The sequence below is a fragment of the Aquibium microcysteis genome (assembly GCF_014495845.1).
Classification (GTDB): domain Bacteria; phylum Pseudomonadota; class Alphaproteobacteria; order Rhizobiales; family Rhizobiaceae; genus Aquibium; species Aquibium microcysteis.
The window spans coordinates 3,547,677-3,570,917 of the sequence record NZ_CP061080.1; the positions used below are offsets into that span (position 1 = coordinate 3,547,677).

Below are 23,241 nucleotides of genomic sequence, written 5' to 3' on the forward strand. Positions count from 1 at the left end.
GTTCTTCTCCGTAGGGTGTGGCGTCGAACGACGCCTGCGACGCGGTTACCGGTGTCCCGTGACAATTGGATGAACGCCGCCGTCATCGTCGCACGAGCCCGGGAAAAGCTAGCCTTTGCCGGGTGCCACGGCAATCGGATTCGGTGCTTTCCCGGCTAATTGATAGGCATCCACCGATCCGGCGCCGATCCGTCGATCCGGCGCCGTCCACGGTTGTACCGATCAGCCCGCGATCGCCTCGTCGAGAAGCGCGAGCGCAGCTTCCTTGGTGAGCCGGACCGGATTGCCGCCCGCGGTCGGGTCGACGATCGCCATCTCGGCGATCAGATCCTTGCGCGCGTCGTCCATGGCGAGATCCTTGATCAGTCCGCCCAGCGCGTGCGGCACGCCGAGATCCTCCCGCAGCTTGAGGATCGCCGCCGCGAAGCCGTCGAAGCCGCCCGAAATGCCGCAATAGGCGGCGAGCCGGCCGATGCGCTCCTCGATCGCCGGGCGGTTGAAGGCGAGCACGTAGGGCATGAACACGGCGTTGGTCATGCCGTGATGCGTATCGTAGAGCGCACCGATGGGATGCGACAGCGAATGGATGGCGCCGAGGCCCTTCTGGAAGGCGGTGGCACCCATGGCTGCGGCCGACATCATGTGCGCCCGCGCCGTCAGGTCCGTGCCGGCGGCGACCGCCTTCGGCAAGTTCTCCAGCACCAGCCGCACGCCTTCGACGCCGATACCGTCGGCCATCGGGTGGTAGCCCGGCGCGCAATAGGCTTCCAGGCAGTGCGCCAGCGCATCCATGCCGGTGCCGACCGTGATGAAGCGCGGCATGCCGGCGGTCAGTGCCGGATCGGCGATGACGATCGCCGGCAGCATCTTCGGGTGGAAGATCACCTTCTTGGTGTGGCTCGCCTCGTGCGTGATGACGCCGGCGCGCCCCACTTCCGAACCGGTACCGGCGGTCGTCGGCACGGCGACGATCGGCGCGATCTTCGAGGCGTCGGCGCGGGTCCACCAGTCGCCGATGTCCTCGAAGTCCCAGACCGGCCGCGTCTGGTGCGCCTGGAAGGCGATCAGCTTGCCGAGGTCGAGCGCGGAACCGCCGCCGAAGGCGACGACGCCGTCATGGCCGCCCTCCTTGAACATGGCGATGCCGGCCGTGAGGTTGGACTCGACCGGGTTCGGCTTGACGTCCGAGAACACCCGGTAGGGGATCTTGGCCGCATCGAGGATCTTCAGCGTGTCGGCCACGACCGGGAGCTTCGCCAGCCCCGGATCGGTGACGAAGAGCGGATGCCTTATGCCCGTCTGGGCCAGCGCATCAGGCAGTTCCGAGATGCGGCCGGCGCCGAAGCGGACGGTTGTGGGGTAGTTCCATTTGGAGACGAGCGTGGTCATGGTGAGGGGTTCTCGGATGAAATTGAAATCGGAAAGGTCGCGTTCCTTCGTGCCCCCACTGGCCTGCCGGCCATCTCCCCCACGAGGGGGGGGAGATCGGATGTCACGACCGCTATCGCCACCCTGCGACGTCACAGGGCGGGCGGAGCGCGCCATGAAGGCTGATCTTCCCCCTCGTGGGGGAGATGGCCGGCAGGCCAGAGGGGGGCGCGACGGAGCGAGTACATGGGTCCATTCGCGGCGAAGCTAGATCTTCTCGCGCAAGTGGAAACCCTTCGGCCGGGTCAGGTTGTCGTAGCCCACGAGGCCCATGGCCCCGCCCTTGCCGGTGTCCTTGACGCCGGTCCAGACCAGCCCCGGATCGACGTAGTCGCAGCGATTCATGAACACCAGGCCGGTTTCGACGCGGTCGCCGATGGCGGCGGCCCGCTCGGTGTCGCGGGTCCAGATCGAGGCGGTGAGGCCATACGGGCTGTCGTTCATCAGCGCGACCGCCTCCTCGTCGTCGCGCACCTTCATGATGCCGACGATCGGGCCGAAGCTCTCCTCGCGCATGACGCTCATCTGGTGGTTCACGCCAGTGAGCACCTCCACCGGCAGATAGGGCGATCCGGCGGTGTCGCGCTCGTCGGCGAGGTTGAGATGCGCCGTCGCCCCCTTGCGCAGGGCTTCGGCCTTCTGCTCGCGGATGAAGTCGGCGAAACGCGCCTGCGCCATCGGCCCCATCACCGTCTCCTTCTCGGCCGGGTTGCCGAGCGTCCAGTTGCGGCTCTCGGCGATGAATCCCTCAACGAAGTCGTCATAGATGGTTTCGTGCACGTAGATGCGCTCGATGCCGCAGCAGCACTGGCCGGTGTTGAAGAAGGCGCCTTCGGCGAGGTTGGCGATGGCGTGGTCGAGCTTCACGTCCGGCAGTACGTAGGCCGGGTCCTTGCCGCCGAGTTCGAGGCCGAGAGTCATGAAGGTGCCCGCCGCCGCCTTCTCGATCGCGCGGCCGCCCGCTACCGAACCGGTGAAGTTGCAGTGGTCGACGAGACCGGAACCGAGCAGTTTCTCTGTCTGGCCATGGCTCATGACGAGGTTCTGGAACAGGCCCTTGGGCAGGCCGGCCTTGTCGAAGGCCGCCTGGAAGCGCTCGCCCACCAGGAGAGTCTGCGCCGCGTGCTTGAGGATCACGGCGTTGCCGGCCATCAGCGCCGGCACGATGGTGTTCACCGCCGTCAGGTAGGGATAGTTCCAGGGCGCGACGACGAAGACGATGCCGAGCGGCACCTTCTTCAGGTAGCGCCGGAACCCCGGCCGGTCCTCGGGGACATAAGGCGCCAGCGCCTTCTCGGCCAGCGCCACCATGTAGCGCGTCCGCTCCTCGACGCCGCCCTTCTCGCCGCCGTAGCGCACGGGACGACCCATCTGCCAGGCGAGTTCCGGAACGATCTCGTCGTTCATGGCCAGCAGCGCCTCGAGGAAGGCGAGCAGGTACTCGCCGCGCCGGGCGATCGGCACGTCGGCCCAGTCGGCCTGCGCGGCGCGCGCGCGCGACACCGCCGCATCGATGGCCTGGTCGGTCGCAATCGGCCGCTCGACGTAGATCGAGCCGTCGATGGGGGATTTCAGTTTCACGGTTTCCAAGGATATCTCCCGTTGTTCAGCAGCGCACGGTCCTGACGTGGCCGGCGGTTCCATAGGCAAGAATGAGTCTGTCGCGCGTGACGATCGCCAGATTGTTCGAACGCGCCGTCGCCACGACGATGCGATCCATCGGGTCGCCATGATCGAAATGCGGAAGAAAGGACGAGTCGACGAGAACACGTGTCGTGAGCGGCCAGACGACGACCGCCGCCCGCTCGACGAATTCCTCGAACCAGCGTTCAGCATCCTTGACTGCCGGCAGTCGATCCTTCGAGACCAGCATCCCGATCTCCCAGGCGGTCATTTGCGAAACCCCGACCGTCGCCTTGGCTTTCCGCGCCCGCTCGATGGCCGCCTTCGCGGCGGGCGCGACCCTTGCATCCTGCGAGAGCCAGATGACGGCACAGGTGTCGAGCAGAAGCCCGTCAACGGTCATCATAGACCTTCGCCCAGTCCGGAGCGGCCGGCTTCGTGTAGTCGACGTCCGGCAGGATCTTCAGAGTCCCCCTCATGCACCCGAACAGCGGATCGCGCCCCGTCGCTTCCATGTCCAGATTCGCCGCGGTCTCGCCCTCGAACAAGACAGGATGTTCTTCTCTCTTGCGGAACTTCAGCGTCCCGGCATTGAGGTCAACCGCCTCTGCGACGAAGCCGGCGGCAAGCCATTCGCGGGTCATGACGTTGTTGTCGGGATTGTTGCTCCAGAAGGCGCGACTTGATTTCGAGGCGGGAAGAGCCTGGCCGATCAAGGCTTCGATCTGCTCGAAGCTCATTGCCACCACAGCCTTGTCCTGATCGATCAGGAATTCACGCAAGGGCGCGTATTTTCCCATCACATGCCTCCGGTGTGTCAGAGTGTGTCGAGAAAATACACTCAGGCTCGTCCCGCTTCAATACCGCTCGAACCCCCGGTGCAGCTCCCAGTCCGTGATCCGCCGGTCATATTCGAACTGCTCCCACTTGGCGGTGTGGACGTAATGCTCGACCACGTCCTCGCCGAGCGCACTCTTCAGCATCTTCGACTTCGCCAGTGTCTCGGTGGCGTCCCGCAAGGTCTTCGGGATCTCGGGCAGGCGCGAAGCCTGGTAGGCATCGCCGACGAAGGGCTTCTGCAGCGTCAGCTTCTCGTCGATACCGGCGAGCCCCGCCGCGATCAGCGCCGCGAAGGCCAGGTAGGGGTTCAGGTCTGCGCCGCCGATGCGGCATTCCATGCGGATGCCCTTGGTGCCCTCGCCGCAGAGCCGGAAGCCGGCAGTGCGGTTGTCCTCGCTCCACATGATCTTTGTCGGCGCGAAGGTGCCGGCCTGGAAGCGCTTGTAGGAGTTGATGTAGGGCGCCAGGAACCAGGTGAACTCCCTGGCGTATTTGATCTGCCCTGCCGCCCACTGCTGGCCGAGCTCCGACAGCGTCCACTCGGCTTGCCTGTCGAAGAAAAGCGGCGTCTTCCCGTCGGCGCTCCACAGCGAATTGTGGATGTGGGAGGAGTTGCCCGCCAGGTCGTAATTGTACTTCGACATGAACGAGATGGCCTTGCCCATCTGGCTGGCGATCTCCTTGGCGCCGTTCTTCAGGATCACGTGCCGGTCGGCCATGTCGAGCGCTTCGGCATAGCGCACGTTGATCTCTTCCTGGCCCGGGCCCCATTCGCCCTTGGAGTTCTCGATCGGAATGCCGGCCGCATTCATCTCGTTGCGGAGCCGGCGCATGACGCCCTCCTCCTTCGAGGTGATGCCGATCAGGTAGTCGCCGATGTAGGGCGAGGCGGTGGAGAGGTTCTTCCAGTGCTTGGCGCGGATGGAATCATAGCTCTCGTCGAACAGGTAGAACTCGAGTTCCGAGGCGAAATAGGCGAGCCAGCCGCGCTCCTTCAGCCGGGCGACCTGCTTGCGCAGGATCGCGCGCGGCGAGTGCGGCAGGTCGGAATGGGTGTGATGGTCCTGCAGGTCGCACAGCACCAGCGCCGTCTTCTCGAGCCACGGAATCCGCCGCAGCGTCGACATGTCGGGCTTCATGACGAAGTCGCCGTAGCCCTTGTCCCAGCTGGCCGCCTTGTAGCCGGGCACCGGCTCCATGTCGATGTCGTTGGCGAGCAGGTAGTTGCAGCCATGCGTCTCGTCATGGGCGCTGTCGGCGAAGAAGCTCGCGAGGAAGCGCTTGCCGACGAGGCGGCCCTGCATGTCGACCGCGCAGGCGAGCACGGTGTCGATGGCACCAGCCGCGATTTCGGTCTTCAGTTCGTCGAAACTCAGGTTGCCTGCCATTCTCGTGGTCCTCGGAGCGGGTTGCCGGCCTCCCGTGGCCGATCTGACGTCGTACGGCCCGGCGTAGACCGCCGGGCCGCCTGTCGATAGAGCCAGTCTCAGCCTTGCGTGTAGACGCCGCCGGCCTTGTGCAGGATCTCGTTGTACTGCTTGAAGATCGCGACGACCTTGGCCTTCATCTCGCTCTCGGCCGCGATCTCGTCCCAGAACTTCATCGCGGCGGCCTCGACCTGGTTCCATTCCTCGGCCGGAACGGTGGTCAGCTTCAGCTTGTCGCCGGTGGCGCGCAGCTTGGCTTCACCGCCCCAGTACCACTGGTTGCGGTAGGTGTGGCCGGCGTCGACGCAGGCCATCCAGAGCTGCTTCAGGTGCTCCGGCGTGTCGGCCCACTTCTTCTCGTTGACGAACCAGGAGCCGATCCAGGCGCCCGAGATGTTGTTCGTGGTGAAGTGGTCGGTCACGTCCGCCCAGCCCACGGTGTAGTCCTCGGTGATGCCCGACCAGGACATGCCGTCGAGTTCACCGGTCTGCACCGCCACCTGCACGTCCTCGTAGGGGATCGAGACGGGCACGACGCCGAACTGCGCCAGGAAGCGACCCGCCGTCGGGAAGGTGTAGAGGCGCAGGCCCTGGAGATCGGCCAGGCTGTTGATCGGCTTCTTGGTGTTGAAGTGGCAGGGATCCTGGCCCGCGGCCGACAGCCAGACGACACCGCCGGCCGCCTTGTACTGCTCGCGCCAGATGTCGGCGAGGCCATACTGGTTGAACAGCACCGGCACGTCGAGGATGTGCTTGGTGGCGAAGGGGAAATAGCCGCCGAAGACGGAAATCTCGACCGGCGCCGCCATCGAATCGTCGTCGGAATGGACGGCGTCGATCGTCCCGGCCTGCATGGCGCGGAAGAGTTCGCCCGTCGGAACCAGCTGGTCGGCGTAGTAGAGCTCGATCTCCATCTCGCCCTTGGCGGCGGCGTTGAACATGTCGACCGCGGGCTTCGTGACGTGCGGGCCAAGGGCTGCGCCTGCATAGGTCTGGAGCCGCCACTTGATCGGCGCCTGGGCGATCACCGCCGGGGCGGCGAGCGTGGAGGCGCCGGCGGCGCCCGCGGTGACGAGGCCGGCCTTCTTGATGAAATCGCGTCTGCTCTGCTTGATCATTGTTCCCATCCTTCTCGTTGCACGCGTCACTTGGAATAGTAGTAGTCGGGCAGCCACGTCGCGATCTCGGGGAAGAGCGCGAGAATCAGCAACGTGAACAGCATGATCCCGACGAACGGATACACCGACTTGTAGATGTCCGTCAGGCTCACTTCCGGCGGCGCCATGGCGCGCATCAGGAAGAGATTGTAGCCGAAAGGCGGCGTCAGGTAAGCGATCTGGCAGGTGATCGTGTACATCACGCCGAACCAGACGAGGTTGTAGCCGAGCGCGCCGGCCAGCGGAATGAACAGCGGCGCCACGATCACGAGCATGGCCGTATCGTCGAGGAAGATGCCGAGGATCAGGAAGGTCAGCATCATCAGGGACAGCACCTGCCAGGGCTCCAGCCCCATGTCGCCGAGGAACAGCCCCTCGATCGACCGCACCGCCCCGAGCCCGTCGAAGACCGCTCCGAAGCACAGCGCTGCGGTGATGATCCAGAAGAACATCGCCGATATGCCGAGGGTCTTGCGCGTCGTGTCGTGCAGGACCGCAAGCGTCAGCCGACCGCGCAGCGCCGCCGCCAGGAGCGAGGAGACCGCGCCGACCGCAGAGCTTTCCACCAGGCTGGTGACGCCGGTGAGGAACAGCCCCGTCATCGCGAGGAAGATCGCGAGCGGGATGAGCCCGGCCTGCGCCAGCGCGATCTTCTGGCCGAGCGTGTACCTCTCCCGCTCTTCCTTCGGCAGGGCTGGGCCGAGGCTCGGCTGCAGCACGCAGCGCACGACGATGTAGAGGATGAACAGGCTCGCCATCAGCAGCCCGGGGAACACGCCCGCCATCCACAGATGCCCGACCGGCTGGCGCGCGATCATGCCGTAGAGCACGAGCACGACGCTCGGCGGCACGAGGATGCCGAGGGAGGAGCCGGCCTGGATGACGCCGGTGACCATCACCTTGTCGTAGCCGCGCCGCAGGAGTTCGGGCAGCGCGATGGTGGCGCCGACCGCCATGCCGGCCACCGAGAGGCCGTTGATGGCCGAGATGATCACCATCATCAGGATCGTGCCGATCGCCAATCCGCCGCGGACCGGGCCGAACCAGACGTGGAACATCTTGTAGAGGTCGTCGGCGATGCCCGACTCCGCCAGCATGTAGCCCATGAAGACGAACAGCGGCAGGGTCAGCAGCGGATACCACTTCATGACCTTGATGGTCGCCGTGAAGGGGATTTCGATTCCGCCGGTGCCCCACAGGAAGAAGGCAGCGACGGCGCCGACGATGCCGATCACCGCGAAGACCCGCTGCCCGGTCAGGAGCAGCAGCATCATCGAGGAGAACATCAGGAGAGCGATCAGTTCGTAGCTCACCGGATCGGTTCTCCGCGGGCCGTCGCCCAGTCCTTGAAGAAGAGCGAGATCGCCTGCAGCAGCGTCAGGAAGATGCCGATGTTGAGCACCACCTTGATGGGCCACATCTTCGGCGCCCAGGCCGAGAAGCTCTTCTCGCCGAACTCGACGGCGTAGATCAGCGACGAGATCCCGCCGATCTGCAGCATCACCAGGAAAAGAATGAGTGCCACGCCCGTGAAGAGGTCGACGCCGGCCTTCTGCCGCACGCTCCAGCGTCCGTAGACGAGGTCCATCCGGACGTGATCGCCCTCCTTCAGCGTGAAGGCGCCGCCGAGCGTGAAATAGGCAACCATCACGAACTGGGCCATCTCGACGGTCCAGAGCGACGGCAGGAAGAACACCTTCATGATCGAGGCATAGCCGAGAATGCCGATCATCGCGAAGACGAGATACATCGCGAAGAGCCCCATCCAGTGGCTCATGGCATCCACGACCCTCACATAGGTCTTGATGGCTTCAGGCACGCCTGTCCGTCCTCTCTTCGCGAGTTGCCTTCGCCTCCCCATGGTCGATGCCCGGTTCTTGAATGCCGGACAGAATGTGGGCGAGGCGGTCGGCCCAGAGCGCCTGGCCCGCCTCGTCGCCGATGTCATCATTGCGGATTTCGATCATCGCGCAAGGGAGGCCGCGCGTACGCGCATGCCTTTCCAGCGTATAATAGACCCGGTCCGCCGGAGAATACGGCTCGTTGTCGCCGACCACGATCCCGTCGATCGCCGAAAGCGCCTGGATCATCGGCGCCGACAGTCGCTCGTCGCCGTCGTGGATGATGCCGACGTGCCAGGGCCTCGGGATGCCGCGGTAGACCGGCGTGAAGGAATGGACGGACACGATCGCCGTGGCCAGGCCCGCTGCCTGCCGTTCGGCAACGATGGCATCGATGGCGTCGTGGAAAGGCGCATGGGCTAGCGCGATCCGCCGCGCGCGCTCGTCGGCCGGAACCGAGCGGTTCGCGGGGATGACGGTGGTCTCGCTGAGAGCCGGCATCAGATCCGGCGCGTCGAGCGGCCGGTTGCAATCGACGATCAGCCTGGAAATGGCCGATTCGACGAGGACGGCGTCAAGCCGCTCGGCCATGCGGCGCGACACCGGGGCAGCGCCCGGATCCCATGCGATGTGCCGCATGAGGTCGCTCTCCGGAAGGCCGAGCGTACCGTACGCCTTGGGAACGTGGTTCGAGGCGTGATCGCAGACGAGCACGAAGGGACCCGCGGCAGCGCGGTTGAAGACCCGCACGGGCCCCGCCTCCGCCCCGTCCATCTCCGGCCCCGCACTCATGTCCGCCCCGCCCCGCGCACTGTATGGAATATTACGTTTTTGGTATCTTTTCGGTCTGCTGAATGATTTGATACGCCCTCAGCCGGTTTGTCAAACCGCATTTTCCGCAGCGGAGGGTCGCGGCTTGCGCGCGGAGCGTCGCGCGCGGGAGGCCTGTCGGAGGAGGTCGCATGATCACGAGCATCGCCGAGCTGATCACCGACCGGATGGACGCGATGCCGGCCGGCGAACGCCGCGCCGCCCAGACCCTGATCGCCAACTACCCGCTGGCCGGGCTGAAGACGGTTGCCGACTTCTCCCAGCTCGCCGGGGTCAGTTCTCCGACCATCCTGCGCTTCGTTGCCCGCCTCGGCTTCCACAACTATTCCGAGTTTCAGGCGGCGCTTCAGCATGAACTCGCGGCACAGCTGCAGTCCCCCCTCTCGCGCACCGAGCGCCAGCCCGGGCGGCGCGGCGAGGAACCGGCGACGCTCGCCGCCACGCTCGACAACATCCGCGAAACCTTCGGCCACGTCTCGCAGCGCCAGATCGACGAGATCGTCGCGCTTCTGGCGCATCCCCGCGCGAGCATCCACCTCGTCGGCGGCCGATTCACCGATCCGATCGCCCGCTACATGGCGGCCCACATGACCATCATCCGTCCCGCGGTCTTCCATCTGTCAGGCCAGGAGAGCAACTGGCGCGACAGGCTGATCGACATGGGACGGCGCGACGTGCTCTTCGTCTTCGATATCCGGCGGTACCAGGACAGCCTGCTGCGGCTGGCGGAGACGGCACACAGGCGCGGCATCCGGATCGTCCTGGTGACCGACCAGTGGCTGTCGCCGATCGCCCGCTTCGCCCGGCACGTGGTGGCCGGGCGCACGGCCGTCCCTTCCGCGTGGGACTCGTCGGCGGCACTCTTCGTCTTCGCGGAGGTCCTGATCGGCGAACTGACGCGAAGGCTGGAGCATGAAAGCGCCGAGCGGATCGGCCAACTGGAGACCTTGCGCAAGGGCTGACGCCGGCTGCTGCCGGTCTCGCGTTGATCCGCAGGCCAAAGGAGCGCGTATTACAGAAGGTTAATCCAGTTCCGCGTGCATGGCCGCCGCAGGATGTACATAATGGACGCCCAAGAGCCTGGCGGGGCACCGGCAGTCGTCGATTCCCGGACGAAGCGGGGGAAGACGGTCCCGCAAGCGCCGCCAGACACCTCGCAACGGAGAACCGGATGTCGATCTGGAAACAGTCAGCACTGACCCTCGTCCTGATCGTTGCGGCGTTCTTCGGATGGCTCCGCTTCTACCCCGGAGCGCCGGAGACCCTCGCCGGCATGGGGATCACGAACGTTCCCTTCGCCCCGCAGGCCGCTCCGGGCGGCGCGGCTGCGCCGGCGGACGGGAGGGGCGGCGGCGGTTTCGGCGGCCAGCAGTCGGCGGTCGTCGCCCAGCCGGTTCTCGAACTGACGATCAACGACCGCCTCTCGGCCATCGGCACCGGCCGCGCGGTCCGTTCGGTCGTCGTTACGCCCTTCGCGAGCGGCCGGCTGACGGAGTTGCTGGTCGAATCGGGCGCCACCGTGGCACGCGGCGACGTCATCGCGCGGCTCGATTCGCAGGCCGAGCGGATCGAACTCGATCGGGCGCAGGTGACCCTGCGCGATGCGCAGGCGCGGGTCGAGCGCTTCCAGGCGCTGCGCAACTCCGCCGCCGCCACGGCGGTGCAGCTCGCCGATGCCGAGGTCCAGCTCGACAATGCGCGGCTCGCGCTGCGCGACGCCGAACTCGCGCTCGAGCGCCGCTCCGTCGAGGCGCCGATCGGCGGGGTCGTCGGCATTCTGCCGATCACCGCCGGGAACTACGTCACGTCGTCGACCGAGATCGCCACGATCGACGACCGCTCGGAAATCCTCGTCGACTTCTGGGTGCCCGAGCGCTTCGCGGGGATGATCACCGTCGGCTCCTCGCTCACCGCGGCCTCCGTGGCGCGGCCGGGAGAAGTGTTCGAGGGCAACGTCAGCGCGGTCGACAACCGCATCGAGACCGACAGCCGCACGCTGCGGGTTCAGGCGCGGCTTCCCAATCCCAGCGACAGGCTGCGCGCCGGCATGGCGTTCGAAGTGAGCATGCGCTTCCCCGGCGACACTTTCCCGGCGGTCGATCCGCTGGCTGTGCAGTGGGGCACCGACGGCGCCTATGTCTGGGCGATCCGGGACGGCCGGGCTGAACGCGTCGCCGTCCGGATCATCCAGCGCAACACCGACAGCGTGCTCGTCGATGCACCGCTGACGCTGCAGGATGCCGTGGTGACGGAGGGTCTCCACGCCGTCCGTGAAGGCGCGGAGGTCCGGATCGCAGGCCGGGCCGGCGAGACCGCGGCGCCCGCCGCGGCAGGCGGATCCTGACCGGAGGCTCGATCATGGACTTCAAGACCGAACGCCAGGAAAACAGCCTGACCGCGCTGTTCGTGCGCCGTCCCGTCCTCGCCTTCGTGTTCAACACGCTGATCGTTGTGGCCGGTCTCGCCGCCTTCTTCGGCGTCGAGATCCGCGAATTGCCCGACGTCGACCAGCCGGTCATCACCATCCGGACCGATTTCGCTGGCGCTGCGGCCGAGACGATCGACCGCGAACTGACCGGCGTGATCGAAGGCGCCGTCTCCCGCGTCGCGGGCGTGAAGTCGATCTCGTCCTCGTCCTCGTTCGGCGAAAGCCGCGTGACGGTGGAGTTCCGGGACGATGTCGACATCGACACCGCCGCGTCCGATCTGCGCGATGCCGTGGGGCGCGTCGTCAACAACCTGCCCGAAGACGCCGACGCCTCGCGCATCGTCAAGGCGGACGCCAATGCGCAGGCCGTCGTCCGGCTCGGCGTCACCTCCGACCGGATGTCCGTGGAGGACATGACGGTTCTCGTCGAGGACGAGGTCGTCGACGCCTTGTCGGCCGTACCGGGCGTCGCCGACGTTCAGGTGTATGGCGACCGCAGCAAGATCTTCCGCATCGACATCGACCAGGGGAAGATGGCGAGCCTGAACCTGACCGTCGCCGACCTGACGAGCGCCCTCTCCTCCATTTCGTTCGACACGCCCGCCGGCTCGCTCACGTCCAACACACAGGACCTGATCGTCCGCGCCACCGCCTCCGTGAACTCGCCCGAAGCCTTCGAGAACCTGATCATCAACCGGCGCGCGCGGCTGGGCGATTTCGCCACGGTGACGCTCGGCCCCGACATCGGCCAGTCGCAGCTGCGGGCCAACGGCAAGCCCGGCATCGGTCTCGGCATCATCCGGGCCGCACAATCCAACACGCTCGAAATCTCTCAGGGCGTGCGCGAGGCGGCCGCCCGCATCCAGCAGAACCTGCCCGAGGGCATGACCATCGAGATCACCAGCGACGACGCCACCTTCATCAACGGCGCCATCCACGAGGTCGAGATCGCGCTGCTGATCTCGGTCAGCGTGGTGCTGCTGATCATCTTCCTGTTCCTGTGGGACTGGCGCGCCACGATCATTCCCGGCCTCGCCATGCCGGTGGCGCTGATCGGCACGCTGGCCGCGATCTATCTGGTCGGCTTCTCGGTCAACATCCTCACCCTGCTCGCCCTCGTCCTGGCGACGGGCCTCGTGGTCGACGACGCCATCGTGGTGCTGGAGAACATCGTGCGGCGCCGCAACGAGGGCATGGGCCCGCGCGCGGCTGCGGTGCTCGGTACCGAGGAGGTGTTCTTCGCCGTCATCGCCACGACGGCGACGCTGATCGCCGTCTTCGTGCCGCTGTCCTTCCTGCCTGGTCAGACCGGCGGACTGTTCCGCGAGTTCGGCTTCGTGCTGGCGATCGCGGTGTTCCTGTCGTCGCTAGTCGCCCTGTCGCTCTGTCCAATGCTGGCCTCGCGCATTCTCAGGGAAGGCGCGGAGCAGGAGGGACATGGTGGCCTGATCGGCGGCATCGGCGGCGCGATGGCAGGGCTGTACCGGCGCATGCTGCGCGCATGCCTCGACGCACCGATGGTGGTCGTCGCGGTCTCCATCCTCTTCGCCGCGCTCGCCGGCAGCCTCTATCCGACGATCAAGTCGGAACTGACGCCCTCCGAGGATCGCTCGCAGGCCTTCCTGCGCATCTCCGCTCCGCAGGGCGTCAGCCTCGACTACCTCGCCCAGCAGATGCGCGCGATCGAGACCCTCCTGCAGCCCTTGCGCGAGAGTGGCGAGATCACCAGCACTTTCGCCATCGCCGGCTCCGGCGGCTCGTCCAACAGCGGCTTCATGGTGCTTCGGCTCGCCGACTGGCAGGATCGCGAGCGCTCCCAGCAGGCGATCGTCGCCGACATCAGCAGGATCGTCCAGAACGTGCCAGGCGTGCGCGCCTTCGCTTTCCAGCCCAACAGCCTCGGTATCCGCGGCGCCGGCAGCGGCCTTCAGTTCGCGGTCGCGGGCAACAATTACGCCGATTTGCGCGAGGCGGCGCAGAAGATCGTCGCCGACCTCGAGCGCGACCCGCGGTTCCGGCAGGCACGACTGTCGACGGACGCGAGCCAGCCGCAGCTCTCGGTTTCGATCGATCGCGAGCGCGCCTCCGACCTGGGGATCGAGATCAACGGCCTCGGAGCGGCCATGCAGGCCATGCTCGACGGCCGACAGGTGGGCCAGGTGTTCATCGACGACCGCTCCTTCGACGTGAAGCTGGTCTCTACCACCAATCCGATCAACGACCCGACGGATCTGGAGAACGTCTTCATCCGCACGGGCGACGGCCGCTTCGTCCCCGTTGCCACCATTGCGACGCTGCGCGAGCAGGCGGTTGCGCCGGGTCTCGATCGCGAGCAGCAGCTTCGCTCGGTGGGCATCACCTCGGCGCTCGCGTCCGATTTCGCCCTCGGCGAGGCCTATCAGGTCGCGCAGGCGATCGCCGAACCGCATCTGCCGGCGGGCGCGCGGATCATTCCGCTGGCGGAGGCCGCCACGCTCGGCGAGCAGTCCTCGTCGATGGCGCGGACCTTCGGCTTCGCCATCGTCATCATCCTTCTGGTGCTCGCCGCGCAGTTCGAGAGCTTCGTCTCGGCCGTCATCATCATGGCGACCGTGCCGCTGGGACTCGCCTGCGCGGTGTTCGCCATGCTCCTCACGGGCACGAGCATGAACGTCTACAGCCAGATCGGCCTCGTCCTCCTCGTCGGCATCATGGCCAAGAACGGCATCCTGATCGTCGAGTTCGCCAACCAGCTGCGCGACCGCGGCCAGGGCGTCCGCGAGGCGATCGAGAACGCCGCCAACATCCGGCTGCGCCCGGTGATGATGACCATGATCTGCACCATCGTCGGCGGCGTGCCGCTGATCCTGGCTGAGGGCGCCGGCGCGGAAGCCCGAATCGCGCTCGGCTGGGTCATCGTCGGCGGCCTCGGCCTCGCCACCGCCTCGACGCTGTTCCTCACCCCGGTCGCTTACCTCATCCTCGGCCGCTTCGTGACACCGAAGGCGCACGAGGAAGAACGGCTGCATCGTGAGATCGAGGCCGCGCGCAATCCGGCACCGTCGCCGGTGCCGGGCGAATAGCGGGGGGGGAGCGCCGCCGGCCTCGTGCCGGAGGTCAGGTCCGGAGGCCCGGTGCCTCCTGGCCGGTCCGCTGAACGTATTCGACATAGCCGCCGCCATAAGCGTGCATGCCGTCCGGCGTCAGCTCCAGCACCCGGTTCGACAGGGCGGCCAGGAAATGCCGGTCGTGGCTGACGAACAGCATGGCGCCCTCGTAGCGCGCCAGCGCCTCGATCAGCATCTGCTTGGTAGCGATGTCGAGATGGTTGGTCGGCTCGTCGAGCACGAGGAAGTTCGGCGGATCGAACAGCATCCGGGCCATCACCAGCCGCACCTTCTCGCCACCCGAAAGCACCCGGCACTTCTTTTCGATCTCGTCGCCGGTGAAGCCGAAGCAGCCGGCGAGCGCGCGCAGCGGCGCCTGGCCCGCCTGCGGAAAGGAATCTTCCAGCCACTCCAGGATCGTCGCCTCCCCGTCGAGCAGTTCCATCGCATGCTGGGCGAAGTAGCCCATCTTCACGCTCGGGCCGCGCGCCACCGTGCCGTCGTCTGGCTCGGCCGCGCCGGCAACCAGCTTCAGCAACGTGGACTTGCCGGCGCCGTTGACGCCCATGACGCACCAGCGCTCGCCGCGGCGGACCTGGAAGTCGAGACCCTCGTAGATCCGGCGTGAGCCGTAGCTCTTGTGCACGTTCTTCAGGGTCGCGACGTCCTCGCCCGAGCGCGGCGCCGGCTGGAACTCGAAGCGCACCGTCTGCTGACGCTTCGGGGGTTCGACACGGTCGATCTTGTCGAGCTTCTTCACCCGGCTCTGCACCTGCGCGGCATGGCTGGCCCGTGCCTTGAAGCGCTCGATGAAGGCGATCTCCTTGGCCAGCATCGCCTGCTGGCGCTCGAACTGGGCCTGCTGCTGCACCTCGGCCAGCGCCCGCTGCTGCCGGTAGAACTCGTAGTCGCCCGAATAGGAGGTCAGCGCGCCGCCGTCGATCTCGATGATCTTGCCGACGATGCGATTCATGAAGGCGCGGTCGTGCGAGGTCATCACCAGCGCACCGTCGAAGCCCTTGAGGAAGGATTCGAGCCAGATCAGGCTCTCGATGTCGAGATGGTTCGACGGCTCGTCGAGAAGCATGACGTCCGGCCGCATCAGCAGGATCTTGGCGAGCGCCACGCGCATCTTCCAGCCGCCGGACAGCTTGCCGACATCGCCGTTCATCATCTCGTCGCTGAAGCCGAGCCCGCCCAGCACCTCGCGCGCACGGCCGTCGAGCGCGTAGCCGTCGAGCTCGTCGTACTTGGCCTGCACCTCGCCGTAGCGCTCGATGATCTCGTCCATGCGGTCGGCCTGGTCCGGATCGCCCATGGCGGCCTCGAGTTCGGCCATCTCGGCCGCGAGCACGCTGACGGGACCGACGCCGTCCATCACTTCGACGACCGCGCTGCGGCCCGTCATGTCGCCGACGTCCTGGCTGAAGTAGCCAATGCGGATGCCGCGATCGACCGAGACCTGGCCTTCGTCGGGCAGTTCCTCGCCCGTCATCATGCGAAACAGCGTGGACTTGCCGGCACCGTTCGGACCCACGAGGCCGACCTTCTCGCCGCGCTGGATCGCCGCCGACGCTTCTATGAAGACGATCTGCTTGCCGTTCTGTTTGCCGATGCTTTCGAGACGGATCATGCGGGGACACCTGGTTGGCGGGGCCATCGCCTTTCGCAGATGCGAAGGACGCGTCCCTAAACCATCGCGGCGGCACAGGCGCAAGCCCTTCCTCCGGCGCGCTGCTTCAGCCGGACGGCCTCTGAAACGAAAAAGGCCGGCGGATCGCTCCGCCGGCCTTCCGATCGTCGGATTCGAACGATCAGTTCGACTTGGTCGGATCGACGCGGCCGACTTCGACCCATTTGCCGCCATCCACCTTGGAGATGACGATCAGGTCGCCGCCCTGGTGATCGGCGCCGTAGTTGACCGGCACGTCGTTGACGACGTCGTCGTACTGCAGGCCTTCCATCGCCGTGCGGAAGCTGTCGGCCGTCAGGTCCTTGCCCGCCGCCTCCAGCGCCTTCACCAGCGCGTCGGCCGCGCTGTAGCCGAGCTGGGCGGCGGTATCAGCCGGCTGCCCGGCGAAGGCCTGGAACTTGTCGGCCCATTCCTTCACCGCCGGGTTGTCGAGACGGTTCTCGTAGTCGGACCAGCCGGCAGCGGCGTAGTAGCCCTCGGTCACGCCTTCCGGCACCTTGGCGACGGCGGTGTTGAAGCCCGCCGACGAGCCGATGAACGAAACGTCCGTCCAGCCGAGCTTCTTGGCCGTTCCGAAGGCCACGATCGTCTGGCGCACGCCGAGCGCGGTTGCCACGATGTCGCAGCCCGCCTCTTTCAGCTTCTGGATCGATCCCACGAAGTCCTGCTCGTCGGGCTTGTGGGTGGTCTCCGCCGCCCAGGTCAGCCCCATGGCCTCGGCCTGGTCCTTGGCGCCTTCCTCGATCTCCTTGCCGAAGTCGGACGGGATGTACATGGCGCAGACTTCCTTGGCGCCCTTCTCCTCCGCGAGCAGCTTCACGCCGGCGCGAAGCTGGTCGTAATAGGACGAGAAGCCGGCATACTTGAAGGCGATGTCGCCCTCGAGCATCTGGCGCGCGGCCGTCAGCGGACCGACATTGGCGACCTGCTTGGACGCCATGATCGGGAAGCCGGCGATGTTGTGCGGCGTACCGAGGTTCAGGATCATCGCGAAGACCTGATCGGAATTGACCAGCTTGTTGAAGTTCTGCACCGCCTTCGGCACCTGGTAGCCGTGGTCCTCCACCACGAAGCGGATCTTGCGGCCATGGATGCCGCCGGCCGCGTTGACCTCCTCGAAGACCTGCTGCGCCGCCTTGATGGCGCCGACGTTGAAGGCGGCGAAGATGCCCGAAAGATCGCCGTTCGAGCCGATGACGATCTCGGTGTCGGACACGCCCTGGGTGGCGTGCGCGGCCGATGCCATGCCGGCCGCAAGGCCCATGACGAGCACGCTCTTTCCGATGATGGATTTCATGATGTCAGTCTCCTCCTTGTTGTTCAGTTCCCGGCATGGCCGTTCTGGCCATACATATCGTCGATCAGCTTCTTGTGTTTCTGTTCGACGAAACTCCTCTTAAGCTTCATCGTGGCCGTAAGCTCATCGTCCTCCGCGGTGAGCAGCACATCGATCAGGCGAAAGTCCTTGATCTGTTCGACGCGAGCGAACTCGCTGTTGGTCTCGGCGACGACGCCGCCGATCAGGTCGCGCACCTCCTGCGCCGCGCAGAGCGAGCGGAAGTCGTTGAACGGCACGCGACGCTCCTGCGCAAACTTCTCGACGTTCTCCTGGTCGATCATGATCAGGCACGACAGGAACTTGCGCTTGTCGCCGATCACGACCGCGTCGGAAATGTAGGGCGAGAACTTCAGCCGGTTCTCGATCTCGGCAGGCGTGATGTTCTTGCCGCCCGCCGTGATGATGATGTCCTTGACGCGGCCGGTGACGGTGACGAAGCCCTGATTGTCGATCTTGCCGACGTCGCCCGTCTTCAGCCAGCCGTCCTCGCTGATCGTCTCGGCGGTCTTCTCCGGCTTGTTCCAGTAGCCCTTGAAGACGTTGCCACCCTTGTACTGGATCTCACCATCGGGAGCGATGCGGACCTGCCCCCCCGGCACGACGGGACCGACGCTGCCGGTCTTGTAGCTCTCGATCAGGTTGACCGAGATGACGCCGGAACTCTCGGTCATGCCGTAGCCTTCGAGCACGGTGATGCCGACCGAGCGGTACCAGCGCAGCAGGTCGGGCGAGATCGGCGCTGCACCCGTGGTTCCGCGGCGCAGCCGCTCGAACCCCAGCATGCGGCGCAGGTTCTTCAGCACCATGAAATCCCAGAAGGCATAGGCGAGCCTGGTTCCGGGCGGCACCGGATCGCCGTTCTCCAGCGCTTCCGCCCGTGCGCGCCCGGCGGCGAGCGCGCGCCTGTAGGCCCACTTTCCGATACCCGTCGCCTCGTTGGCCATGATGGTAACGCGCGAATAGATCTTCTCCCAGACGCGCGGTACGGCCGTGAAGACATGCGGCGAGACCTCGCGGACGTTGTCGAACACCGTCTCCGGGCTCTCCGCGAAATTCACCGTCGAACGCAGCCCGATCGGCGTGAAGACGCTGATCAGCCGCTCGAGGATGTGGCAGAGCGGCAGGAAGCAGAGCTGTTCGTCGGTGCTCTCGACCGGCAGGGTCAGCACCGAGCCGATGATGGACACGATGATGTTCTGGTGACTGATCATGGCGCCCTTCGGCGGCCCGGTGGTGCCGGAGGTGTAGACGAGGATCGCCGTGTCCTTCGGATCCGACTTCGCGATCTCTTCGTCGAAACGGTCCGGATTTGCCTTCAGGAAGTCGCGGCCGACCCGGTATAGATCGTCGAGAAAGATCACCTTCTCGTCGGAAAAGTCGTGCAGCCCCTCGCGGTCGTAGACGATGACCTTCGCCAGGCCCGGCATCTGGTCCTTGACCGACAGGTACTTGTCGAGCTGCTCGTCGTTCTCGACGAACAGGAACCGGCTGTCGGAATCGTTGACGAGATAGGCGAGCTGCTTGGCTGAGTCGGTGGTGTAGACGCCCGACGAGATGCCCCCGACCGACTGCACGCCGAGGTCGGTGTAGATCCACTCCTTGTTGTCCTCCGACAGGATCGACACGACCTCGCCGCGCTTCAGTCCCAGCGCGACCAGCCCGAGCCCGATCAGCCGGGCGTGATCGTAGAAGTCTGTCCATGTGTAGGACAGCCAGATGCCGTAATCCTTCTCGCGGTGCGCCACCTTGGTCTTCAGTTCCTGGCAGCGCTGCCGGAACAGCTTGGCCAGCGTGTCGCAACCGTCGAAATAGAACGGTCCCGGACCCTCCAGATCGGCGTTGAAGGAAAAGCCGCGCACCGTCTGCATCTGCGGCAGTCTCTCGGCGATGGTCATCCGGGTCTCCTCCCCTTGCCTTGCCTGTTGCCGGCTATCGCCAGGTCTTCTTCTGCTTCCATCGCTTCTGGCCGCGCTGCGATTCCTCCGACTGGACGCCCAGGTAGAACTCCTGGATATCCTTCGATTGCAGCAGCCGTTTGGCGTCGTCGGCCATGACGATGCGGCCGAGTTCCATGACGTAGCCGTAGTCGGCCACCTCGAGCGCCACCTTGGCGTTCTGCTCGACCAGCATCATGGTCACGCCCTGCTCGCGGTTGAGCCGGCGGATGATCTGGAAGATCTCCTTCACCAGCAGCGGCGAGAGGCCGAGGCTTGGCTCGTCGAGCAGCATCAGCTTCGGCCGCGCCATAAGACCGCGCCCGATCGCCAGCATCTGCTGCTGCCCGCCCGACAGCGTGCCGGCCGCCTGGCGCCGCCGCTCCGCGAGGATCGGGAAGTAGGAGAACACCATCTCCTCGTCCTTGCGCACCCCGTCGGCATCGTTGCGCACGAAGGCGCCCATGCGCAGGTTCTCCTCCACCGTCAGCAGCGGGAACACCTCGCGGCCCTCCGGCACGTGGACGATGCCCTTGCGCACCACCTTGTCGGGCGCAGCGCCGGCGATGTTCTCGCCGCCGTACATGATCTGGCCCTTCTCCGGGTCCATGACCCCGGAGATCGTCTTCATCAGCGTGGTCTTGCCGGCGCCGTTGGCGCCGAGCACGGTGACGATCTGCCCCTCGCGCACCTCGAGGCTGCAGCCCCGGATCGCCATGATCGGACCGTAGTAGCTCTCGAGATTGCGCACCGAGAGCACGACCGCCCTGTCGGACACGGCGGACGGGCGGGTGGCGGCAGCTCCGATCACGTTCATCAGGCGACCTCCCTTTCCTGCGCGTCGGCGCCGCCGATATAGGCCTCGATGACCTTCGGGTCGCTCTGCACCTCCTGAGCGGTGCCGAGAGACAGCACCTTGCCGTCGGCCAGTGCCAGCACGCGGTCGGAGACCGAAGAAACGAGATGCATGTCGTGCTCCACCATCAGCACCGTCACGCCCATCTGCTTCTTGATGTCCTCGATCCAGAAGGCGACGTCCTGCGTCTCCTCGACCGACAGGCCGGAGGCCGGCTCGTCGAGCAGCAGCAGCCGCGGCTCGATGGCGAGTGCCCGACCCATCTCGACGACCTTGCGGACCCCGTAGGGGAGACCGGCGATGTACTTGTCGCGATAGGCCTGGAGTTCGAGGAAGTCGATCACCTTCTCGACCGCCGCGCGGTGGCGCCGCTCCCCCTCCCGCACCCCCGGCGTGAACAGGAGTTCGGTGAGGAAGTTCGACTTGCGGTGGCGGTGGCGCCCAACCAGCAGGTTCTGCAGCACCGTCGCCTGCTCGAACAGCTCGATGTTCTGGAAGGTGCGCGCGATGCCGAGCTTGGCGATGTCGTGCGGCGGATGCCTGAGCAGACTCTCGCCAGCGAAGCGGATGTCGCCCTCGACGGGATCGTAGATGCGGCTGATGAGGTTGAACAGCGTCGACTTGCCGGCGCCGTTGGGGCCGACCAGCGCGAACACCTCGCCCTCCTCCACCGAAAAGGAAACCTTGTTGACGGCCACGACGCCGCCGAAGCGCAGTGTGACGTTGTCGATCTCGAGCAGGCTCATCGCATGCGCTCCGTCTTCAGGTAGCTCTTCTGGCGGCGGAACATGTCCTTCCGGTAGAAGGGGAACAGCTCGAAATAGGTGCGGATCTTGAGCCAGCGCCCGTAGATGCCCATCGGTTCGAACAGGATGAACCCGATCAAGAGGGCACCGAAGATCGCCGATTCGAGACCCGGAATGGCGACGGTCCCGCCGCCCACGAAGCCCGAGACGAGATCGCGCGAGATGGCGATGGCCTGCGGCAGCAGCGCCACGATGATCGCGCCGAAGAAGGCGCCGTGGATCGACCCCAGGCCGCCGATGACGATCATCAGGAGCAGCTGGATCGAGATGATGATGTTGAAGGTCTCGTTGTTGAAGATGCCGGCGAAGTGCCCCATCAGCGCTCCCGCCAGTCCGGTGATGGCGGTGGAAATGCCGAAGGACAGGGCTTTCGTGCGGGCCACGTTGATGCCCATCGCCTGCGCCGAGACCTCCGAATCGCGCACGGCGGCGAAAGCGCGGCCGAGCGGCGAGCGCAGGATGTTGCGGTAGACGAGCACGATGACGACCGCCACGAACAGCACCAGCCAGTAGAAGCGGTCCGGCGTCGCATAGCGGTCGAACTGGAAGCCGAGGATGTCGATGGTGGGCGCAAACAGTCCCACGACGCCCGCAGTCAGCGGCTCGGCGATGACGATCAGGTCGTCGGTCAGGATCGAGATCGCCAGCGTCCCGATGGCGAGGTAGATGCCGTGCAGCTTGGTCATCGGCATCGCGATCAGCGCTCCCGCGAGCCCCGCGATCACGCCGGCGAGCGGAAACGACAGGAGGAAGGGCAGTCCCAGCCGCTCCTGCAGCAGCACGTTGGCGTAGCAGCCGATTGCCAGGAACGCCGCGTGGCCGAGGCTCGCCTGACCCGTCTGGCCGACGAGGATCATCAGGCCCATGCCGGCGATGGCCCAGATCAGCATGTTGGTCATCTCGCCGATCCAGAAGGTCCCCATCAGGAAGGGCAGGATCAGCGCGAGCGCCAGCAGCAGCATGTACCACGTCGCCTGCGCGCCGTGGCGGAAGTAGTTGATGTCGGCGTCGTAGGAGGTCTTGAAGACTGTCCGCATGGCTTCAGACCTTCTTCCTGTGGACCTGGGCGAGGATGCCGTGCGGCCTGAACACGAGGATCAGGAAGAGCAGCAGGTACGGCATGATCTGCGAATAGCCGGCCGCGATGTAGTAGGAGGCGAAGGGCTCGATCAGCCCCACGATGATGCCGCCGAGCAATGCACCGGGCAGCGAGCCGAAGCCGCCGATCACCGCCGCCGCGAAGGCCTTGATGCCGAGCAGGCCGATCGACGGATCGATCGAGCCCTTGGAGGCGAACAGGATGCCCGCGACTGCCGCCACTGCGCCCGCCAGGGCCCAGATCAGCGAATGGATGCGCTTCACCGGGATGCCCATGTAGTAGGCCGCCAGCTGGTTCTGCGAGGCGGCCTGCATGGCGACGCCGAGCTTCGTCCGGTTGAAATAGAAGTACAGCAGAACCGTCAGAAGGACGGTCACGACGATGATCGTCACCTCGTCCAGTCCGAGCACGAGCCCGCCGAAGCGCACGTCGCGACCTGCGATCGGCGATTCCAGCGAAACCGGCTGATGGCCCCAGATGACGCCGGCCGCGAAGCGCAGCACGAAGCCGAGCGCGATCGTCAGGATGACGACGGCGACCTGGCTCTGGCCGAACATCCGGCGCAGCACCAGCATGTCGAGCAGATAGCCGAACGCGCCCATGCACAGGATGGCGATCGGCACAGAGACCCAGAAAGGCAGCCCCCAGAACTGCTCGTTGGTGAGGCCGAGCGTGATGAAGGCGCCGAGCATCATGAAGTCGCCCTGGGCGAAGTTCACCGCCTCGGTGGCCTTGTAGATGAGCACGAAGCCAAGAGCGATCAGGCCATAGACGCATCCATTGGCCAGTCCGCTGACGAATAACTGCAAAACGTCCAAGACGTTCTCCTCCCGCAGTTGCACGGTCTGACGCC

General features: G+C 65.9%; 19 protein-coding genes. 3 read left to right on the forward strand and 16 right to left on the reverse strand.

What is annotated here, in order from left to right; translation table 11 throughout:
* Nucleotides 1–222 precede the first annotated feature (222 nt).
* From IAI54_RS16500 to IAI54_RS16540, 9 genes are all read right to left on the reverse strand, one after another.
* Nucleotides 223–1,389, reverse strand: a complete 1,167-nt coding sequence (locus IAI54_RS16500) for an iron-containing alcohol dehydrogenase (protein WP_187968238.1) — start codon at nucleotides 1,387–1,389, stop codon at nucleotides 223–225.
* Between the two features lie 246 nt (nucleotides 1,390–1,635).
* On the reverse strand, nucleotides 1,636–3,072 hold the full coding sequence (locus IAI54_RS16505) for an aldehyde dehydrogenase family protein (protein WP_187973194.1): 1,437 nt from the start codon (nucleotides 3,070–3,072) through the stop codon (nucleotides 1,636–1,638).
* Nucleotides 3,035–3,457, reverse strand: coding sequence for a type II toxin-antitoxin system VapC family toxin (locus IAI54_RS16510; RefSeq protein WP_235679075.1), 423 nt, complete (start codon nucleotides 3,455–3,457; stop codon nucleotides 3,035–3,037). Before IAI54_RS16510 ends, IAI54_RS16505 begins: the two co-directional genes overlap by 38 nt.
* Complete coding sequence (locus IAI54_RS16515; protein WP_187968239.1) at nucleotides 3,444–3,851, reverse strand: DUF7662 domain-containing protein; 408 nt, start codon at nucleotides 3,849–3,851, stop codon at nucleotides 3,444–3,446. Before IAI54_RS16515 ends, IAI54_RS16510 begins: the two co-directional genes overlap by 14 nt.
* Nucleotides 3,852–3,908: 57 nt before the next feature.
* Nucleotides 3,909–5,279: a glutamine synthetase family protein gene (locus IAI54_RS16520; protein WP_187968240.1), complete on the reverse strand. Its 1,371-nt coding sequence runs from the start codon at nucleotides 5,277–5,279 to the stop codon at nucleotides 3,909–3,911.
* A gap of 98 nt (nucleotides 5,280–5,377) precedes the next feature.
* Nucleotides 5,378–6,436, reverse strand: a complete 1,059-nt coding sequence (locus IAI54_RS16525) for a TRAP transporter substrate-binding protein (RefSeq protein WP_187968241.1) — start codon at nucleotides 6,434–6,436, stop codon at nucleotides 5,378–5,380.
* Between the two features lie 26 nt (nucleotides 6,437–6,462).
* The gene (locus tag IAI54_RS16530) at nucleotides 6,463–7,788 is read right to left on the reverse strand and encodes a TRAP transporter large permease (RefSeq protein ID WP_187968242.1); all 1,326 of its coding nucleotides are present in this window, start codon (nucleotides 7,786–7,788) and stop codon (nucleotides 6,463–6,465) included.
* Nucleotides 7,785–8,294 carry a TRAP transporter small permease subunit gene (locus IAI54_RS16535; protein ID WP_187968243.1) on the reverse strand — a complete coding sequence of 170 codons (510 nt, stop codon included), beginning with the start codon at nucleotides 8,292–8,294 and terminating at the stop codon, nucleotides 7,785–7,787. Before IAI54_RS16535 ends, IAI54_RS16530 begins: the two co-directional genes overlap by 4 nt.
* On the reverse strand, nucleotides 8,287–9,108 hold the full coding sequence (locus tag IAI54_RS16540) for an N-formylglutamate amidohydrolase (protein ID WP_187968244.1): 822 nt from the start codon (nucleotides 9,106–9,108) through the stop codon (nucleotides 8,287–8,289). Before IAI54_RS16540 ends, IAI54_RS16535 begins: the two co-directional genes overlap by 8 nt.
* A 170-nt stretch (nucleotides 9,109–9,278) precedes the next feature.
* Here IAI54_RS16540 and IAI54_RS16545 point away from each other — a divergent pair, with 170 nt between their 5' ends.
* The 3 genes from IAI54_RS16545 to IAI54_RS16555 all read left to right on the forward strand — a co-directional run bounded on the left by IAI54_RS16545 (nucleotide 9,279) and on the right by IAI54_RS16555 (nucleotide 14,637).
* The gene (locus tag IAI54_RS16545; protein WP_187968245.1) at nucleotides 9,279–10,109 is read left to right on the forward strand and encodes a MurR/RpiR family transcriptional regulator; all 831 of its coding nucleotides are present in this window, start codon (nucleotides 9,279–9,281) and stop codon (nucleotides 10,107–10,109) included.
* A gap of 209 nt (nucleotides 10,110–10,318) precedes the next feature.
* Entirely contained in the window at nucleotides 10,319–11,491 is a 1,173-nt protein-coding gene (locus IAI54_RS16550; protein WP_187968246.1) for an efflux RND transporter periplasmic adaptor subunit, read from the forward strand.
* A gap of 14 nt (nucleotides 11,492–11,505) precedes the next feature.
* Nucleotides 11,506–14,637, forward strand: a complete 3,132-nt coding sequence (locus tag IAI54_RS16555; RefSeq protein WP_187968247.1) for an efflux RND transporter permease subunit — start codon at nucleotides 11,506–11,508, stop codon at nucleotides 14,635–14,637.
* Between the two features lie 34 nt (nucleotides 14,638–14,671).
* Here the strand turns inward: IAI54_RS16555 and IAI54_RS16560 are convergent, their stop codons facing one another.
* The 7 genes from IAI54_RS16560 to IAI54_RS16590 all read right to left on the reverse strand — a co-directional run bounded on the left by IAI54_RS16560 (nucleotide 14,672) and on the right by IAI54_RS16590 (nucleotide 23,206).
* Complete coding sequence (locus IAI54_RS16560; protein WP_187968248.1) at nucleotides 14,672–16,294, reverse strand: ABC-F family ATP-binding cassette domain-containing protein; 1,623 nt, start codon at nucleotides 16,292–16,294, stop codon at nucleotides 14,672–14,674.
* Nucleotides 16,295–16,475: 181 nt separating this feature from the next.
* A complete protein-coding gene (locus IAI54_RS16565; RefSeq protein ID WP_187968249.1) occupies nucleotides 16,476–17,651 on the reverse strand; it encodes an ABC transporter substrate-binding protein in 1,176 nt (391 codons plus the stop codon).
* 23 nt (nucleotides 17,652–17,674) lie between these two features.
* The gene (locus tag IAI54_RS16570) at nucleotides 17,675–19,588 is read right to left on the reverse strand and encodes an AMP-dependent synthetase/ligase (RefSeq protein ID WP_187968250.1); all 1,914 of its coding nucleotides are present in this window, start codon (nucleotides 19,586–19,588) and stop codon (nucleotides 17,675–17,677) included.
* A gap of 34 nt (nucleotides 19,589–19,622) precedes the next feature.
* Complete coding sequence (locus tag IAI54_RS16575; RefSeq protein ID WP_187968251.1) at nucleotides 19,623–20,444, reverse strand: ABC transporter ATP-binding protein; 822 nt, start codon at nucleotides 20,442–20,444, stop codon at nucleotides 19,623–19,625.
* The gene (locus tag IAI54_RS16580) at nucleotides 20,444–21,229 is read right to left on the reverse strand and encodes an ABC transporter ATP-binding protein (protein WP_187968252.1); all 786 of its coding nucleotides are present in this window, start codon (nucleotides 21,227–21,229) and stop codon (nucleotides 20,444–20,446) included. The genes IAI54_RS16575 and IAI54_RS16580 overlap by 1 nt, the downstream gene beginning before the upstream one ends.
* Nucleotides 21,226–22,326: a branched-chain amino acid ABC transporter permease gene (locus tag IAI54_RS16585; protein WP_187968253.1), complete on the reverse strand. Its 1,101-nt coding sequence runs from the start codon at nucleotides 22,324–22,326 to the stop codon at nucleotides 21,226–21,228. The genes IAI54_RS16580 and IAI54_RS16585 overlap by 4 nt, the downstream gene beginning before the upstream one ends.
* Before the next feature lie 4 nt (nucleotides 22,327–22,330).
* Nucleotides 22,331–23,206 (reverse strand): branched-chain amino acid ABC transporter permease, encoded by an 876-nt coding sequence (locus tag IAI54_RS16590; RefSeq protein WP_187968254.1) that lies wholly within the window; start codon nucleotides 23,204–23,206, stop codon nucleotides 22,331–22,333.
* Nucleotides 23,207–23,241 lie beyond the last annotated feature (35 nt).

What these genes read in the sequence shown, in the direction of transcription:
- IAI54_RS16500 (WP_187968238.1), bottom strand. Translation starts at nt 1,389, where the DNA reads ATGACCACGCTCGTCTCCAAATGGAACTACCCCACAACCGTCCGCTTC.
- IAI54_RS16505 (WP_187973194.1), bottom strand. Translation starts at nt 3,072, where the DNA reads ATGGAACCGCCGGCCACGTCAGGACCGTGCGCTGCTGAACAACGGGAG.
- IAI54_RS16510 (WP_235679075.1), bottom strand. Translation starts at nt 3,457, where the DNA reads ATGATGACCGTTGACGGGCTTCTGCTCGACACCTGTGCCGTCATCTGG.
- IAI54_RS16515 (WP_187968239.1), bottom strand. Translation starts at nt 3,851, where the DNA reads ATGGGAAAATACGCGCCCTTGCGTGAATTCCTGATCGATCAGGACAAG.
- IAI54_RS16520 (WP_187968240.1), bottom strand. Translation starts at nt 5,279, where the DNA reads ATGGCAGGCAACCTGAGTTTCGACGAACTGAAGACCGAAATCGCGGCT.
- IAI54_RS16525 (WP_187968241.1), bottom strand. Translation starts at nt 6,436, where the DNA reads ATGATCAAGCAGAGCAGACGCGATTTCATCAAGAAGGCCGGCCTCGTC.
- IAI54_RS16540 (WP_187968244.1), bottom strand. Translation starts at nt 9,108, where the DNA reads ATGAGTGCGGGGCCGGAGATGGACGGGGCGGAGGCGGGGCCCGTGCGG.
- IAI54_RS16545 (WP_187968245.1), top strand. Translation starts at nt 9,279, where the DNA reads ATGATCACGAGCATCGCCGAGCTGATCACCGACCGGATGGACGCGATG.
- IAI54_RS16550 (WP_187968246.1), top strand. Translation starts at nt 10,319, where the DNA reads ATGTCGATCTGGAAACAGTCAGCACTGACCCTCGTCCTGATCGTTGCG.
- IAI54_RS16555 (WP_187968247.1), top strand. Translation starts at nt 11,506, where the DNA reads ATGGACTTCAAGACCGAACGCCAGGAAAACAGCCTGACCGCGCTGTTC.
- IAI54_RS16560 (WP_187968248.1), bottom strand. Translation starts at nt 16,294, where the DNA reads ATGATCCGTCTCGAAAGCATCGGCAAACAGAACGGCAAGCAGATCGTC.
- IAI54_RS16565 (WP_187968249.1), bottom strand. Translation starts at nt 17,651, where the DNA reads ATGAAATCCATCATCGGAAAGAGCGTGCTCGTCATGGGCCTTGCGGCC.
- IAI54_RS16570 (WP_187968250.1), bottom strand. Translation starts at nt 19,588, where the DNA reads ATGACCATCGCCGAGAGACTGCCGCAGATGCAGACGGTGCGCGGCTTT.
- IAI54_RS16575 (WP_187968251.1), bottom strand. Translation starts at nt 20,444, where the DNA reads ATGAACGTGATCGGAGCTGCCGCCACCCGCCCGTCCGCCGTGTCCGAC.
- IAI54_RS16580 (WP_187968252.1), bottom strand. Translation starts at nt 21,229, where the DNA reads ATGAGCCTGCTCGAGATCGACAACGTCACACTGCGCTTCGGCGGCGTC.
- IAI54_RS16585 (WP_187968253.1), bottom strand. Translation starts at nt 22,326, where the DNA reads ATGCGGACAGTCTTCAAGACCTCCTACGACGCCGACATCAACTACTTC.